The sequence below is a fragment of the Corallococcus sp. AB038B genome, from assembly GCF_003668955.1.
GTDB classification, from domain to species: domain Bacteria; phylum Myxococcota; class Myxococcia; order Myxococcales; family Myxococcaceae; genus Corallococcus; species Corallococcus exiguus.
In genome coordinates this window covers 278,076-294,020 of sequence record NZ_RAWO01000003.1, presented here as the reverse complement: position 1 = coordinate 294,020, position 15,945 = coordinate 278,076, and the positions used below count along the sequence as shown (strand labels likewise).

General features: G+C 69.9%; 7 protein-coding genes. 3 read left to right on the top strand and 4 right to left on the bottom strand.

Going from position 1 to position 15,945, the window contains the following annotated elements:
• Positions 1 to 28 precede the first annotated feature (28 nt).
• The gene (locus D7Y04_RS17475; RefSeq protein ID WP_121760043.1) at positions 29 to 4,687 is read right to left on the bottom strand and encodes a type I polyketide synthase; all 4,659 of its coding nucleotides are present in this window, start codon (positions 4,685 to 4,687) and stop codon (positions 29 to 31) included.
• 44 nt (positions 4,688 to 4,731) lie between these two features.
• Positions 4,732 to 10,113 carry a non-ribosomal peptide synthetase gene (locus D7Y04_RS17470; RefSeq protein ID WP_158627531.1) on the bottom strand — a complete coding sequence of 1,794 codons (5,382 nt, stop codon included), beginning with the start codon at positions 10,111 to 10,113 and terminating at the stop codon, positions 4,732 to 4,734.
• Between the two features lie 739 nt (positions 10,114 to 10,852).
• Here D7Y04_RS17470 and D7Y04_RS17465 point away from each other — a divergent pair.
• The 3 genes from D7Y04_RS17465 (at position 10,853) to D7Y04_RS17455 (ending at position 12,718) form a co-directional block, all read left to right on the top strand.
• Positions 10,853 to 11,695 (top strand): hypothetical protein, encoded by an 843-nt coding sequence (locus D7Y04_RS17465; protein ID WP_147477126.1) that lies wholly within the window; start codon positions 10,853 to 10,855, stop codon positions 11,693 to 11,695.
• 94 nt (positions 11,696 to 11,789) lie between these two features.
• Positions 11,790 to 12,509: a YcnI family protein gene (locus D7Y04_RS17460; RefSeq protein WP_121760040.1), complete on the top strand. Its 720-nt coding sequence runs from the start codon at positions 11,790 to 11,792 to the stop codon at positions 12,507 to 12,509.
• A gap of 8 nt (positions 12,510 to 12,517) precedes the next feature.
• Positions 12,518 to 12,718, top strand: a complete 201-nt coding sequence (locus D7Y04_RS17455; RefSeq protein ID WP_120596107.1) for a hypothetical protein — start codon at positions 12,518 to 12,520, stop codon at positions 12,716 to 12,718.
• Here the strand turns inward: D7Y04_RS17455 and D7Y04_RS17450 are convergent.
• A complete protein-coding gene (locus D7Y04_RS17450; protein ID WP_121760039.1) occupies positions 12,712 to 14,028 on the bottom strand; it encodes a hypothetical protein in 1,317 nt (438 codons plus the stop codon). The genes D7Y04_RS17455 and D7Y04_RS17450 overlap by 7 nt on opposite strands.
• The gene (locus tag D7Y04_RS17445) at positions 14,025 to 15,761 is read right to left on the bottom strand and encodes a hypothetical protein (RefSeq protein ID WP_233601493.1); all 1,737 of its coding nucleotides are present in this window, start codon (positions 15,759 to 15,761) and stop codon (positions 14,025 to 14,027) included. Before D7Y04_RS17445 ends, D7Y04_RS17450 begins: the two co-directional genes overlap by 4 nt.
• Positions 15,762 to 15,945 lie beyond the last annotated feature (184 nt).

Genomic DNA, 15,945 nt, shown 5'->3' with positions numbered 1-15,945 from the left:
GGGCGGCGAAAGGTGGGAGAGGGGACGGCTACTCCTCGTCGGAGGCGCTGTCTCCCCGGCGGTTGGTGCGGCGCGCACGGCGGCGCTCCCCGCGGCTGAGCGCCTCGGTCTCCTCGGGCGCGGCTTCCGTGTCCTCGGTGCCACTGGCGGCCTTGAGCAGCTTGGCCAGCGCCCCCACGGTGGGGCCTTCGTAGAGGGTGACGGCCGGCAGCGCGACGCCGAACTGCTCGCGCACGCGGGCAATCAGCTTCACGCCGACGAGCGAGTTGCCACCCAGCTCGAAGAAGTTGTCGTGCACGCCGACCTGGTCGATGCCCAGCGTCGTCTGCCAGAGGCGGGCAATCTTCTCCTCCAGCTCGTCGCGAGGCGGCACGTAGGCGTTCTGGAGCGCGGGCCGGGGCGTGGTGCCCAGGGATGAACCCGCCTCCTGCTTCGCCTCCGCCTGCTCCTGCGCGGCGGCCGGCTGGGCCCACTTGCGCGCGCGGGCGCGCAGGTTGCTCGTGGACACGGCCACGTGCGACACGGCTCCCAACTGGAAGAGCTGCTCGAAGGCGTCCTCGCCTTCCGCCGCCGTGATGGCCAGCGCGCCGAACGGGCTCTGCGCACCGCCCGCGCGGGACTCGTACTGCCACGCGTCCCAGCCCACGCTCATCCACGGCACCGGCGACGTCTGCGCCTGCTTCGTGGCGAACGCGTCCATGAAGGACGTGGCCGCCGAGTACGACGCCAGGCCAAGGCCACCCAGCACCGCCGCCAGCGACGACGACAGCACGCAGAAGTCCAGCGCGCGTCCGCGCACCGCCTCCTCCAGCGCGTACAGCCCGCGCACGCGGCCGTGGAAGGTGTCGCGCACGTCCTCGGGCCGGGTGTCCGGGATGGCGCGGAAGAGCGCCTGGCCCACGTCACCCGCGGCGAAGACCACGCCGTGCAGTGCGCCGAAGTGAGTCAGCGCCACGTCCACGGTCTCCTTCACCTGGACCTTGTTGCCCGCGTCCACGGACACGGTGTGCACCTGGGCGCCCAGCGTCTCCAGCTCCCGCACCTGACGGATGCGGCGGGAGACGGCGTCGTCCTCGCCATGGGCGGACAGGTGCGCGTCCCACTGCGAGCGCTCCGGCAGCGCCGTGCGGCCCGCGAGCACCAGCTTCACCTTCGCGCGCTTCGCCAGCGACTTCGCATGGGAGAAGCCCAGCGTGCCGAAGCCTCCGATGAGCAGGTACACGCCCCCGTCGCGCAGCGGCAACTGCGCGGCGCGCGGCGCGTCCGCCGGCACGTGCTCGAAGTGCTGGACCCAGCGGGCCCCACCCCGGTACGCGATGACGGTCTCCAGCTTGGACGGCGTGGCGGCCTCGGACAGCAGGGCCTCCACCAGCGCCGTCTCCTGCCAGCTGCCGGACGGCGGCAGGCGCACGTCCACGGCCTTCGCGGACAGGTGGCCGTACTCCTGCGGGATGACGCGCACCGGGCCCAGCACCGTGGCCAGCTCCGGGTTCGGCGCCTCGTCGCCCAGCGCCTGCATGCGGTTCGTCACCGCGACCAGCGACACGGGACGGGTGCCCGGCTGACGGCCCAGGGCCTGCGCCAGGGACAGAAGCCCCAGGAAGCCCTTGCCCAGCGCGGACTCGAAGTCCGCTTCGCCGTGCGCGTCACCCAGGCCCAGCGTGCCCAGGTGCAGCACGTGGTCCGGGGCGCGGCCCTGCGCGGTGAGCGCCTCCAGCACCGTGGCCTCGCCGCCCAGCGCGAGCGACCAGTGGTGCTCGTCATGCTTCGCGGTGACGGCGGCCGGGGTGATGCGCACCACGTCCTGGCCGGCCTCGCCCAGCTTCAGCGCGAGCCGCGCGCCCACGCCTTCGTTGGAGTCGTCCGGGAGCAGCAGCCACCAGGTGGCCTTCTTCTCGCTCCAGGTGCCCTGAGGCGACGGCAGCGCGCGCTGCCACGACGGCAGGTAGAACCAGCGGGCCACGGGCTGCTTCTGATCCGCGGACGCCCACTCGGCGCGCTCGCCGTCGGCGGCGGTCTCCTTGCGCGGGTCCACCCAGTGGCGCTGACGCTCGAAGGGGGACGTGGGCAGCGCGATGCGGCGGCGCTTCTCACCGCCACGGAACGCGTCCCAGTCCGCCTCCACGCCCTCCAGCCACAGCCGGCCCAGCGTGGCCAGCACGTGGTCCAGGTCCGCGACCTGCTCCTTCGGGTGGCGCAGCGAGTTGATCAGTGCGTGCTTCGAGCCCTTGTCCGGATGCTGCCGCGCAAGCGTGACGAGCGTGTTGCCCGGGCCCACCTCCAGCAGGATGGCGTCGGACTCCTTGAGCAGCTCCGCCACGCCGTCCGCGAAGCGCACCGCGCCGCGCAGGTGCTTCGCCCAGTAGTCGGGGCTCGTGGCCTGCTCGGCCGTCACCCAGGTGCCGGTGACGTTGGACAGGTAGGGCTTCGTCGGCGCCTTCCGGGCCACCTTGCGCACCGCCTCGCGGAAGGAGTCCAGGATGGGGTCCATCATCGCGGAGTGGAACGCGTGCGACGTGTGCAGCCGCGACGAAGCCAGACCCTGGAGCTTCAGCGTCTCCCCGAACGCGTCCACCAGCGGCGTGGGGCCGGCGACCACGCACGTGGCCGGGCTGTTCACCGCCGCCACGGACAGGCCTTCCGGCAGCATGGGCGTGACGTGCTCTTCCGGCAGGGACACCGCGAGCATGGATCCCGCGGGCAGCGACTGCATCAGCCGGCCGCGCGCGGCCACCAGCGCCAGAGCGTCGTCCAGGGTGAACACGCCCGCGAGGCACGCGGCCACGTACTCCCCGATGCTGTGGCCCACCATCGCGTGCGGCGTCACGCCCCACGACTCCCAGAGCTTCGCCAGCGCGTACTCGATGACGAACAGCGCGGGCTGCGTGAGCCCCGTCTGCTTGAGGCGCTCCGACGCCAGCTCGCGCGACTCCGCGGCCGGGTACATCACCGTGCGCAGGTCCAGGCCCAGGTGCGGCTTGAGCTTCTCCGCGCAGGTGTCCACCTGGGCGCGGAAGGACTTCTCCGTCTCGTACAGCTCGCGGCCCATGTCCACGTACTGCGAGCCCTGCCCGGAGAACATGAACATCACCGGACGGCCGCTGTTCTCCGCGCTGCCGGAGAAGACGCGGCCCGGGGTGCGCTCCGCCAGCGCGGAGGCCAGCTCCGCCGTGGTGCGCGCCACCACCGCGCGGCGCTTGCCGAAGCGCTTGCGGCCCAGTTGGAGCGTGTGCGCCACGTCCGCCAGGTCCACGTTGGGGTTCTCGCGCAGGTGCGCGGCCAGCCGGTCGGTGGCGACCTCCAGCGAGTTCTCCGTGCGCGCCGACAGCAGCACCACCTGCGCGGGCAGGCGGGCCTTGTCGGTGGCGGGCAGCTCCGGCGCCTCCTCCAGGATGGCGTGCGCGTTGGTGCCGCCCATGCCCAGCGACGTGACGCCCGCGCGGCGCGGCGTCTCACCGCGAGGGAAGTCGCGCAGCTCCGTGTTCACGTAGAACGGGCTGTTGGGGAAGTCGCAAGCCGGGTTCGGCTTCTTGAAGTTGAGGCTGGGCGGAATCACCTTGTGGTGCAGCGTGAGGGCCGCCTTGATGAAGCCCACCGCGCCCGCCGCCGAGTCCAGGTGGCCGATGTTGCTCTTCACCGAGCCCAGCGCGCAGAAGTTCTTCTTGTCCGTGCCCTGGCGGAAGGCCTGCGTGAGCGCCGCGACCTCGATCGGATCACCGACCTTGGTCGCCGTGCCGTGCGCTTCGACGTAGCCGATGGAGTCCGGATCCACGCCCGCGACCGCCTGCGCCAGCGCGATGACCTCCGCCTGGCCCGCGACGGCAGGGGCCATGTAGCTGACCTTCTGCGAGCCGTCGTTGTTCACCGCCGAGCCGCGCACCACCGCGTAGACGGTGTCGCCGTCCTTGAGCGCGTCCGACAGGCGCTTGAGCGCGACCACCGCCGCGCCGTGGCCGGCGACGAAGCCCGCGGCCTCCTCGTCGAACGTGTGGCAGTGGCCGTCCGGCGCCGTGGTGCCACCCTCGTGGTACAGGTAGCCCGCCTTCTCCGGGAAGTGGATGGACACGCCGCCGGCCAGGGCCATGTCGCACTCGAACGACAGCAGGCTCTGGCAGGCGTAGTGGATGCACGTGAGCGACGTGGAGGACGAGGACTGGACCGTGACGGCCGGCCCCTTCAGGTCCATCCGGTACGCCACTTCCGTGGTGAGGCTGTCCTTGTCGTTGCCGATGGACGCCTGGAGGCTCTCCACCGACGCGACGTGCGCCAGGTGCGAGTACAGGTTGGAGAGCAGGTACGTGTTCATGCTCATGCCGCCGAACACGCCCACGCGGCCGGGCTGGCGCTCCGGGCTGTAGCCGGCGGCCTCCATGGCCTCCCACGCGCACTCCAGGAAGACGCGGTGCTGCGGGTCCATCAGCGCGGCCTCGCGGGGGTTCATCCCGAAGAAGGCCGCGTCGAACTGATCCGTGTCGCCCAGCGTGCCGCGGGCCTTCACGTAGTTGGGCGCGCGGACCATCGCGGGGTCGGCGCCCTCCGCGATGAGCTCCTCATCGGTGAAGAACGTGATGCTCTCCACGCCGCCGGTGAGGTTCTTCCAGAACTCGGAGATGGTCTTCGCACCGGGAAGGCGGCCGCCCAGGCCGATGACCGCGATGCCATCCACTTCGGGAGTTTCAGTGCTCATGGAGCCGTCCTTCGAAATCTTGGGGTGTGCCTGAAAGTCGTTGGTTACTTGCCACGGCCGCGCGCCTGCTGACGCCGCGCCTGGGCGGCCCGGCGGCGCTCCGCCTCGTCCTTGATCTTCTGGGAGGCGGCGCCCGAGTCCTCGCCCTTGTTCGCCAGGTGCTGGGCCAGCGCGCTCACCGTGGTGAACTTGAACATGTCCACCAGCGCGAGCTCCGCGCCCAGCTCCTCCTTCAGCCGCCGGTGGGCCTGCGCGATGAGCAGCGAGTTGCCACCCAGCTCGAAGAAGTTGTCGTTGAGGCCGACGCGCTCCACCTTGAGCACCGACGCCCAGATGGCCGCCACGCTGCGCTCCACCGCGCTCTGCGGCTGGGCGTAGGCCACGCCGGAAGCGAGGCGCGCACCTTCCGGCGCGGGCAGCGCCTTCGCGTCCACCTTGCCGTTGGGCGACAGGGGCAGCGCGGACAGCGGCACGTACGCGGACGGCAGCATGTACGGCGGCAGTCCTTCCGCGAGGAAGGTGTTCAGGTCCGAGTGCGTGGGCGCGGGCTCGCCCAGCACCACGTAGGCCACCAGGCGCTTGTCGCCGGGCGAGTCCTCGCGCGCCATCAGGAACGCGTCCTTCACGGCCGGGTGGCGGCGCACGGCGGCCTCCACCTCACCCAGTTCGATGCGGAACCCGCGGATCTTCACCTGATCATCCGCGCGGGACAGGAACGTGAGCACGCCGTCCGGCAGCCAGCGCGCGCGGTCGCCCGTGCGGTACAGGCGCTCGCCCTTGTCGGAGCCGAACGGGTTCGCGACGAAGCGCTCCGTGGTCAGCTCCGGCCGCTTCCAGTACCCGCGCGCCACGCCCAGGCCGCCCACGTACAGCTCACCGGCGACGCCCACGGGCAGCAGGTTGCGCTCCGCGTCCAGCACGTACACGTCCGTGTTGATGACGGGCCGGCCGATGGGCACCCACGCGTGGCCCTGCAGGTCCTCCACCGCCATGCGGTGGTAGGTGGAGCACACGGTGGTCTCCGTGAGGCCGTAGCCATTCACCACCGGCACCGTGGCGAGCAGCTTCTCCACGTCGCTGGCCACCAGCGCCTCGCCGCCGGAGAGCACCAGCTTGAGCGGAGGCAGTTGCTCCAGGCGCGCGTTGAGCCCGGCGATGACCGCGGGCACCGTGCTCACGATGGTGACGGTGTGGCGGGTGATGAGCTGGTACAGCTTCTCCTGGTCGAGGATCTCATCCTCGGTGGGCAGCACCAGCGCGCCGCCCGTGCACAGGAGTGGGAGGATTTCGCCCACGAAGCTGGCGGAGGCCACCGATGTGAGCGGCAGCATCCGGTCCGTCGCGCCAGGCGCGTAGGACTCCACGAACGAGCGCACCAGGTTCGCCAGGCCGCCGTGCTCCAGCATCACGCCCTTGGGCTGGCCGGTGGAGCCGGAGGTGTAGACGAGGCACGCCAGGTCCCCGGCCGCCACCGTCGCGGCGGGAGCGGAGGACAGCGCGCCGTCCAGCGGCTGGTCCACGAACAGCGTGCGCGCGGACATGCCGGAGGGCAGCGTGCGCTGGAGCCAGGACTGCGTGATGAGCACCGGCGCCTGCGTGTCGCCCAGGATGAAGGCCACGCGCTCGGAGGGGTAGGCCGGGTCGATGGGCACGTATGCCGCGCCCGCGGCCATCACGGCCAGCACCGACACGAGCGTCTCCACCGAACGCTCCAGGCAGATGCCCACGATGTCGCCCGGCTTCACGCCCACGCCGCGCAGCCACGCGGCCAGCTGCCCCGCGTGTGCATCCAGCTCACGGTAGGTGAGCTGCGCGTCCTTGAAGAGGACCGCGACGTTGTCCGGCGTGCGAGCCACCTGCGCCGCAAAGAGCGCGGGCAGCATGTCCGCCTGCGTGAGCGGCACGCGCGGACCCTTCCACGTCTCCAGGAGCTGCTGCTGTTCGCCCTGCGTGAGCAGGGGCAGCCCCGCGAGCGCGCGGCCCGGCTGGGCGGCGATGCCGGACAGCAGCGTGGCCAGGTGCCCGGCCATGCGCTCGATGGTGCCGGCCTCGAAGAGGTCGGTGTTGTACTCGAAGGAGGCCACCAGCTCGCCGTCCGCCTCGCCCATGGTGAGCGTGAGGTCGAACTGCGCGCCGCCGTGCGACAGCAGCAGCGATTCGATGGGCAGGCCCGCCACGGTGGACTTCGCGCCCGGGATGTCCAGGGCGAAGGGCGTGAGGCCGCGCTCGTCCAGCTTGGAGGCGCGCTGGTAGACGAACATCACCTGGAACAGAGGCGAGCGGCTCTGGTCCCGCACCGGCTGCAGCCGGTCCACCAGCGCGCTGAAGGGGTAGTCCTGGTGCTCCAGCGCGCCCAACATCGTCTGGCGCGTCTGGGCCAGGTAGTCCGTGAAGGACAGCGACGGAGACGGCCGCGTGCGCACCACCAGCGGGTTGACGAAGTAGCCGGTGATGCCCGCCAGCTCCGCGCGTCCGCGGCCCGCGCTCACCACGCCCAGCGTGAAGTCCTGCTGGCCGGTGTAGCGGTGCAGCAGCACCTGGAACGCCGTCTGGAGCACCATGTTCGGCGTGGCGCCGTTGTCGCGCGCCAGCGCCTTCACCGCGCTCGCGACGTTCGCGTCCAGCCGGGTGGTGTGGACGCGGCCGTTGAAGGTCTGCGCCGGGGGACGCGGGTGGTCCGTCGGCAGGTCCAGCACCGGCAGCGTGCCGGACAGCTGCTCGCGCCAGTACTTCTCCAGCGCCTGGCCACGAGCACCGGTGAGCATCTCCGACTGCCAGCGCGCGTAATCCGCGTAGGTGCGCGCGGGCTGCGCGAGGGTGGGCCGCTTGCCCAGCTTGAGCGCCGGGTAGAGCGCGTCCAGCTCCTCCGCCATCACCGCCAGCGACCAGAAGTCGGTGACGATGTGGTGCATCGAGATGAGCAGCGCGTGGTCCTCCGCGGACCGCGACACCAGCCGCACGCGCAGGAGCGGACCCTTCTCCAGGTCGAACGGGCGGCGGGCCTCTGCGGACAGGTGCTCCGCGACCTGCTCGTCGCTCCAGCCCTTCGCGTCCGTGGTGGTGAAGTCCAGCGGCAGCTCCGCGTGCACGCGCTGCACGGGTCCCGTGGCCGCCATGACGAACGTGGTGCGCAGGGCAGGGTGGCGGGCCACCAGCGCCTCGAAGGCGCCCTTCAGCGCGTTGGCGTCCAGCCCCGCGCGCACGCGCACCGCGACGGGCACGTGGTAGGCGGCGCTGTCCGGCGCGAGCTGGTGCATGAACCACAGCGCCTGCTGTCCGCCGGACAGGGGCGCGTCACCGGTGGCGGACGAGGCGGCCACCGCGCTGGAGGACTGCTGGGACGGGGGCGCCGACATCAGCGTCACCACGACCTCCGCCAGCTTCGACAGCGACACGCCTTGGAGCACGTCCGACAGCGGCAGGTCGATGCCCAGCCCCGCGTCCACCGCGCTCTTGAAGTCCACCGCCATCAGCGAGTCCACGCCGTAGGCATGCAGCGGCTTCTGCACGTCCACCTGCGCGGTGGGCAGCCGCAGCACCTGCGCGGCCTGCTCCTGGAGGAACACCACGACCATGGCCCGGCGCGCGGTGACGTCCGTCACCACCGCCAGCATCTTCTGCAGCATGCTGGTGTCCGGCCCCACGGGCGCGGGCGCGGCGGCGGCTTCCGGAGCGGCGGTCTTCACGGCCTCGGGCACCGGCGCGGGCGCGGCGGCGATGACGCTCTTGTGCAGCGCCTCCAGCGTGTCCGCGACGTACTCCGCGCGGGTGGCGAAGCGTTGAATCTTGCCGCTGGACGTCTTCGGGATGGCGCCCGGCCCCAGCAGCACCACGCCCTGGGCCTGCAGATCATGTCCGGCCGCCACGGCCTGCCGGATGCCCTGCGCCAGCGCGTCCAGGTCCACGCCGTCACGCTCCACCGCTCGGCGGTCCACCTCCGTCACGACGATCAGGCGCTCCTCGTCGTCCTGCTCGATGGAGAACGCCGCCGTGCAGCCGGGGCGGATGGCGGGGTGGGCGGACTCCACCGTGCGCTCGATGTCCTGCGGGTAGTGATTGCGCCCGCGGATGATGATCAGGTCCTTCAGTCGGCCCGTGACGAACAGCTCGCCGTCCGCGAGGAAACCCAGGTCACCCGTGCGCAGGAACGGCGTTGCATCACCCGTTCCGGCCAGCGGCTGCTGGAAGGTGGTCCGCGTCTGCTCATCGCGGCCCCAGTAGCCCTGCGCGATGCTGGGCCCGGCGACGCGAATCTCGCCCACCTGGCCCGCGGCCAGAGGCGCGCCCGTCTCCGGATGCGCGATGACCAGGCGCTGATCCGTGAGGTTGCGGCCGGAGCCCACCAGCGTCTGGGCGCCGGGGCTCGCCGCCTCCTTCGCCACCACGCGGTTGTCCTTCAGCGCGCCCCCGTCCACGGTGCGCTGCACGGGTAGCTCGCGCTTGTCACCGCCAGAGGCGATGAGCGTGCCCTCCGCCAGGCCATAGCAGGGATAGATGGCCTCCGAGCGGAACCCCTGCGGACCGAACGCCTCCGCGAAGCGCCGGAGCGTGTCCGGCATGATGGGCTCCGCGCCGTTGAAGGCCAGGTCCCAGTGGCTCAGGTCCAGCTTCGCGCGCTCTTCAGGCGTGGACTTGCGCACGCACAGGTCGAACGCGAAGTTCGGCCCGCCGCTCGTGGTGGCCTTGTAGCGGGAGATGGCCTCCAGCCAGCGCATGGGGCGCTTGAGGAAGTCCACCGGCGAGAACAGCGTCACCGGGAAGCCGCCGTACAGCGGCTGCAGGATGCCGCCGATGAGGCCCATGTCGTGGTACGGCGGCAGCCAGATGACGCCCTGGCTCTGCGTCGAGTGACCGAAGCACGAGTGGATCAGCTTCGAGTTGTGCAGCAGGTTGCCGTGCGTCAGCACCACGCCCTTGGGCGACGACGTGGAGCCGGACGTGTACTGGAGGAACACCCGCGTGTCCGTGGCCACGCCGGGGTCCTTCCACCCTTCGGCGACCTCCGCGTCCAGCGTATCCGTGGCGATCCAGTGCAGCTCCCGCAGCTCCGGCGCCTGCTCGAAGAGCATCTCCCCCATGCCGTAGATGAAGTCGGTGGTGAGGGCGATGGTGGCCTGCGCGTCCTGGCTGATGGCCAATAGGCGCGGCAGCGTGCGCGCCAGGCGCATGGGGTCCGGCGGATAGATGGGGACCGCGATCACGCCCGCGTACAGACAGCCGAAGAACCCGGCGATGTAGTCCAGCCCGGGCGGATACAGCAGCAGCGCCCGCTGGCCCTGGGCGCCGCGCGCCTGGAGCGCCGCCGCGATCGCGCGAGCCTTCTGATCCAGCTCCGCGTACGTCAGGTGCGCTTCGTCCGTTTCCCCGTCCAGCAGGAACGTAAATCCGCGACGGTCGCCCTGGGTGCTTGCGCGAACGCGAAGCAATTCAACCAGGGTGGAAAACGCAAACTCGGGGACCGGGGAAGAACCGGGCGTGGTTCCAGTGGGCATTGACGCGACTCCTGGGAGGCGGGGGTGTTCCGTGCACGGGAAGCACGGAGACGCGGATTCAGGGGCCGGGGGGCTGCTGTCTCCCGGCAAGACAGGGATTCAAGAGGTCAGTCGCAATCAGCACCCGCCGTGAAGGGGCGTTGTCTCGCGCATGTATCGCCTGGCGCGGGCGCGAGCAATCCCCCCCACCCACATTGGAGCCTTGCCGGCCCGCGGGCACGGCGGGGAGCTCGTGATTCAGGAGCAGAGCAGGGTGCGAATTTCATGGTGACGGAATTCGGAGAGCGTCTGGGCCGCCCGTCACTTCATCGCGCGAATGGAGGAACATTCAAATGACCCCCAAGGTCGGAAACCCGGGGACCTCCCCTGTTCGCGGGATAGTGCGCGCGGTGTCCGTGTAAACGTGACACATCGGATCATGCGACGGGAACACGCGGAGTGTATGGGTCCGCCTCCCCGCGAGCGTCTGGCCTCGGTGGGATCGCCCGGCGGCTGTCTGTGTCTGGGAATTGCCAGTGAAAATGGGATTCCTTGAATTCGTCTGATGAGTGTTTGAGGAGGATACGGGGTGGGTCCGACATGGCCCTGCGCGGTTTTGCCGCACGGGGGAGCACTGCGCGCGTGGTAGACGCCGCCCGGGAGTGTGGAAGCCATGCCGGGATGGAGTCGGGACGTGATGCGGTGGACGTGGAAGGCGCTGTTGTTGTGTGGCGCGTTGGGGTGTTCCGCCGAGCCGGCAATGGCGGTGGTGTTGGACGCGGGCGTGGTGGATCCAGGCCCCGACAGCCTTCCCTGTGACGTTCAGGCCGTGATCGCGGAGCGTTGTGCGTACTGCCACACCACGCCCGCGAAGGCGTACGCGCCCATGGCGCTGCTGGCGCGCTCCGACTTCCAGCGGGCCTCGATGGTGGACGCCCAGAGCAGCATGGGGCAGCGCAGCCTGACGCGGATGAAGGACGCGCAGTCTCCGATGCCGCCGGCCTCCGAGCCGCCGATGCCGGAAGCGGAGCGGGCATTGCTCATGGGGTGGCTGGAGTCGGGGATGCCGGCGGGGACCTGCGGCAGCCTGCCCGCTGGTCCCGCGCCCACGACGTGCGCGAGCGGGAGCATCTGGTCCGAGGCGAGCGGCACCGGGGCCTACATGGCGCCCGGCATCGCCTGCCGGAGCTGCCACCTGGAGCAGGCGCCCTCCGTGGCGTACTTCTTCATGGGCACGGTGTTCCCGACGCTCCACGAGGCGGACGGGTGTGATCCGCGGCTGCAGGAGCCGTCGAACGTGAAGGTGGAGATCCTGGACCTGGAGGATCAGGTGCGGCTCACGCTGGTGCCGAACTCCGCGGGCAACTTCATGTCCACCACGCTCCAGCCGTCCTTCCCGATGCCGTACCGGGCGCGGCTGGTAGGGCCGGATGGCACGTCGCGGATGATGGCCACGCCGCAGAGCAACGGGGACTGCAACAGCTGTCACACCGAGCAGGGCGCCCAGAACGCTCCGGGGCGCATCGCGCTGCCGTGAGGATGCCCGGTGCGGACGCTGCGACAAATGACCGCAGCGTTCGCGCCACGGGAGGCTGATATCCGGGATGTTCCTTTCTTCCCGGAGTCACCCGATGAAGTCTTCCCTGGGGCCGCTGTGTCTTGTCGCGGGTTCGCTGCTGTCCTCGTCCGTCTTCGCTCACGCGGCGGTGGCGGGTGCCACGCCTCCCTATGCCGGGGCGACCTTCGAGGCTGACATCACGGTGAGCCACGGCTGTGACGGCGCGGACACATACAAGATGCGGGTCCAGATTCCGGAGGGCGTCACGAACGTGCGCCCGGTGGACTCCGTGTTCGGCACGGCCGAGGTGGAGAAGGATGCGTCCGGCAACGTGACGGCGGTGACGTGGACGAAGCCCACGGGCAACGTGAAGGCGGCGGACACGCACTTCTTCCACCTGGGGCTGCGCATGAAGCTGCCCTCGAAGCCGTTCACCACGCTGTTCTTCCCCACGACGCAGACGTGCAGCACGCAGGCTGGCACGCTGACGGTGGTGGAGTGGACGAGCACCGCGGGCGGTGAGCACAACCACGATGGGGACGCGGGCACGGGGCCTTCGGAGAACCCGGCGCCGTCGCTCTACCTGATGCCCTCTCGGCTGCCGGGCTGGAACCAGTACACGGTGGAGGAGCACGTGCATGACCTGACCGTGTTCAAGGACGCGCTCATTGTCTGGTCTGGCACGCAGGCGTACAGCTTCAACCGTGTCACGCAGGCGCTCATCGAGAAGGAGTCTGGTGTCACCGCGCTCACGCAGATCCATCCGGGCACGGTCATCTGGGTGAAGTACTAGGAGCGACCATGCGCCACTGGATCTTCGTGTTGTGTGTCGGTGTTCTCGCCGGTTGTTCGGACAAGCCCTCGCCGCCGCCCACGGGGCAGAGCGATGGGGGCACCATCGTGGAGGACGCGGGTACGGCCTCTGGCATCGAGCGGCCGGGGGCGCTGGAGCGTCCTCCGCTGGAGCGGTTGCCGGACGACCTCAAGCCGCCCGCTCAGTAGCGGGCGTGGCGTTCGGCGACGCGGTAGAGCTGGGTGAGGGAGTGGTCCAACAGCGCTTGCGTGGACCGCATGTAGCGGTGCGCGCGAGCGAAGGGCAGCCACACGCGGTCACCGACTCGGACCTGGGCTTCCATCCATTGCTTGCGTGGGAGCCATTGTCCGCCCAGGTGTTTGACCAGCACTTCGCCCAGGTAGGCACCCACGGCGGGGACGGCGATGGCCTCGATGTTGTGCCGCTCGAAGGTGTCCGGGAAGGTCTCCTTCCAGAAGTGGACGTCGATGTCCGTCAGGGATTCGGGGGACGCCTTGAACACGGAGGGCACCGGCGTGTGGAGCAGCGCCACGAGGCGTTCCGCGAAGTATGCGTACTGATCAAGGGCGGCCTTCGGGTCGGCCACGTCTGACGGCAGGGCCGCGTCCAGGGGGAGCCATTCGTCTGGCTCTGGCGGGACGTAGGCATTGAGCTCCGCGATGCGCCGCTGGTGCTGGGCCAGGGATACGTATTCGGGGAGGCGTGAGAGCAGCGCGGCGACGTCCGGAGCGAAGCGGGGCTCGACGGGGGCGAGGGTCGCGCTTCGTTCGCGGAGGATGGCCATCACCGTGTCGAAGTCGAGGTCCGGCCGAAGGTGGACCCACGCGTGGGCCTGCGCGACGCGGGCGGCCTCAGTGGCGAAGTCCGCGGCGGTAGGCCAGGTGACGAGGAGGATGGAGCCGTCGGGAAGTTCTTCGACGCGGTGGGCGGGCGTGGAGCGCATGCGCTCGCGGCCGACAGTGTCCACGAGCTTCGCGCCGAAGACGTTGAGCCAGCAGACTTCGTAGATCTTATCGAAGCCGTCCTGGTAGGTCGTCTCGTCGTCCCGGCCGAAATTGGGGAAGTCCGCCAGTTCCCTGTCCGCCACGCTGTGAGCCGAGGCGTGGGTGACGGGATAGTGGATGGCCCATGCACGGACCATCTCCACGAACGCCTGGCAGCGGGCTTCCTCCGCGAATAGGTCAATCGGGTTGACGTCGATCCAGATGCGAAGGCTCGGAGGAAGAGGTGGAAAGCGAAGCAGAATCTCCATGTCCAGCTTGGGCCCCGTCGTGCGGTGGAGTCCGACGGAGGTGGTTCGCTCATCTCGTGATTCTGTCAGGGCCTTCACGACCGCCGTGCGTGTGTAAGGCTGCCGCCGTTTCCCCTGGGTGATGTCCGGCATCCATGGACCTGCACCTGACTCAAGCGCGGTGAGCAGCGGCGCCAATTCACCGTTGTGATCCGCGAGTGTGTTGCAGGCGCCATTGAACGAGAGCAGCAGGTTGTCGTCTGTCACTGAATTACGACCTCCACGCCAGCGACGTTGCTAAGGACGGACTCCAACGCGCCTTTGAGCGTGCTTCCCTTGGCAGGTTTCAATCTGCCACCTTCATAGACAAGGTGAACCCTCTGGATTCGCACCGTTCCTTCGAGTCCTGGCCGACGGATGTTCACGGTCTCGCCGTAATACTGGACCGCTCCACGCGCGTCCGCCTTCATTTGAGCTGTCAGCTCGCCCAAGCTCAGCAGATGCAGGTCGCGGCTCTTGAAGCTGAAGGTCTCCATGCGTGGTGGTTGGCCTGACGGTGGCTTCGTTTCAACGACCAGCACGTCCGCGAAGCGCAGGTCCGCCTTCGTCATACCCACGTGCGTTTCGATGCGGGGCTGATCGAAGTCCTTGAGCCACCGACGCTGTGCCCGCGGCAGTGCCGCATCCGCTCGGAGTTGGGCGACCATGTCTCGCTCGAACATCAGCCCGCGGATGAACTGTCCGCGCAGCTCCAGGTAGCCCTCCCATCGCAGCGGACCCTTGGCGGGTATGCCCCGTTCCAGTTCCGCGAGCCGGGCCTCGCGATAACTCATGTACTCGGTCCAGAGGGGGTGAGCTTCGGCTCCCGGCGGTGCATCCCTCTCAGGTGGATGCTCCTTCAGGAAGGACACATCGCGGGACAGCCGTGGCCCCGTGGCCTCCCATTCCACCTGCGCGAGCCGTGCCTCCAAGACCTCCGGCGGTACTCCCGCGAAGTCCTTCGAGAGCGCGGCGGCGTCTCCACTTCTGCCGGTGCTCTTCTGTGCGGAGCCCGGGCGTTCACGGCTTGCCTCCGCCAGGAGGGCCTGGGCCTTCGCCGGATTGCCTCGGGCCTCGTGCAGCGCGAGCGCTCCCGCTTCTCCCCACTCGGCGGCGAGGAGGGCGCCTTCCCGGCTCGCTCGGAGCTGACGCAGCAGCTCCCGCGTGGCGTTCACCCCAAACTGGTCCTCCAGCCGCTCCACCGCCGCCTTGAGTGCCTCCAGGTCGAAGGGAGGCTGTTCTCTTCGCAGGGCCCGTGCGCCCTTGCCTCCCGCGTACAGCGCGACCATGAACGCGGCAGGTGCCAGCTCTCGCGTGGCCTGTTCGTACCGGCCCTTCGCCAATGACGTTGCACCCTGGGCCGTTCCCGCGAGCAAGTGGAAGAAGCCCATCGGGACACCGAACGTCAGGTGGTCGAAGCCGCCCCTCACCACGTTGCCCGGTGAAAAGTGCCCTGCCATCAGGGCCCGCTCCACCGCGTCGAGCGCTTCCTGGTACGGCGGCGGTAGTTGCGCACGCTTCGCGGAGAACTCCACGTAGCGGGCCCCCGCGCTCACGTCGGTGCTGGACAGCGCATCCCGCCCCGCGCGTCCCAGGCCTCGCAGGACGTCACCGGCCTGCTCTTCCCGCTCTGGATACGTCGTGACCTTCAGTCCCCTGCGCAGCAACTCCTCGCGCACGGTGGGCATGCCGCCCAAGGTCTCCCCGAGCTGCTTGTCGCGGGCCAGGCGCTGGACCAGTTCGCGCAGTTCGTCATCGAAGGTGGCGTGGAGGATGAAGAGGGCGAACACCTCCGCGCGTGGCGCGCCATACTTCTCGACCGCGCTGACGAGAAAAGCGGCGCGCTTGCGTTGAAGGATGCCGGAGGCCTTCGCGTCCAACGGCCCCAACGCTCCCAGCCGGACGGCATCCCAATCATCAAGGGACTCCACCAGCCGGGGCATGTCCACCCCTCGCTGCATGGCCACGAAGGCCGCGGGCGAGGCACAGGCCAGGAAGGGTGCGAGGCGCTGTTCGCTTCGGTCCAGATCGGGCCAGCCAGGCGGCACAGGCCGACTGCCACAGGCCCATCCCTTGTCGTCATGAGGCCCAGCGGAAGCCTTCCGGACCCCTCCAGCCCAGGGGCGCCATGCCGAGCGCGCAGCC

Excerpts from the sequence above, each read along its gene's own strand:
- D7Y04_RS17455 (WP_120596107.1), top strand. The coding sequence starts at position 12,518 with ATGCGCCACTGGATCTTCGTGTTGTGTGTCGGTGTTCTCGCCGGTTGT.
- D7Y04_RS17460 (WP_121760040.1), top strand. The coding sequence starts at position 11,790 with ATGAAGTCTTCCCTGGGGCCGCTGTGTCTTGTCGCGGGTTCGCTGCTG.
- D7Y04_RS17445 (WP_233601493.1), bottom strand. The coding sequence starts at position 15,761 with ATGCAGCGAGGGGTGGACATGCCCCGGCTGGTGGAGTCCCTTGATGAT.
- D7Y04_RS17475 (WP_121760043.1), bottom strand. The coding sequence starts at position 4,687 with ATGAGCACTGAAACTCCCGAAGTGGATGGCATCGCGGTCATCGGCCTG.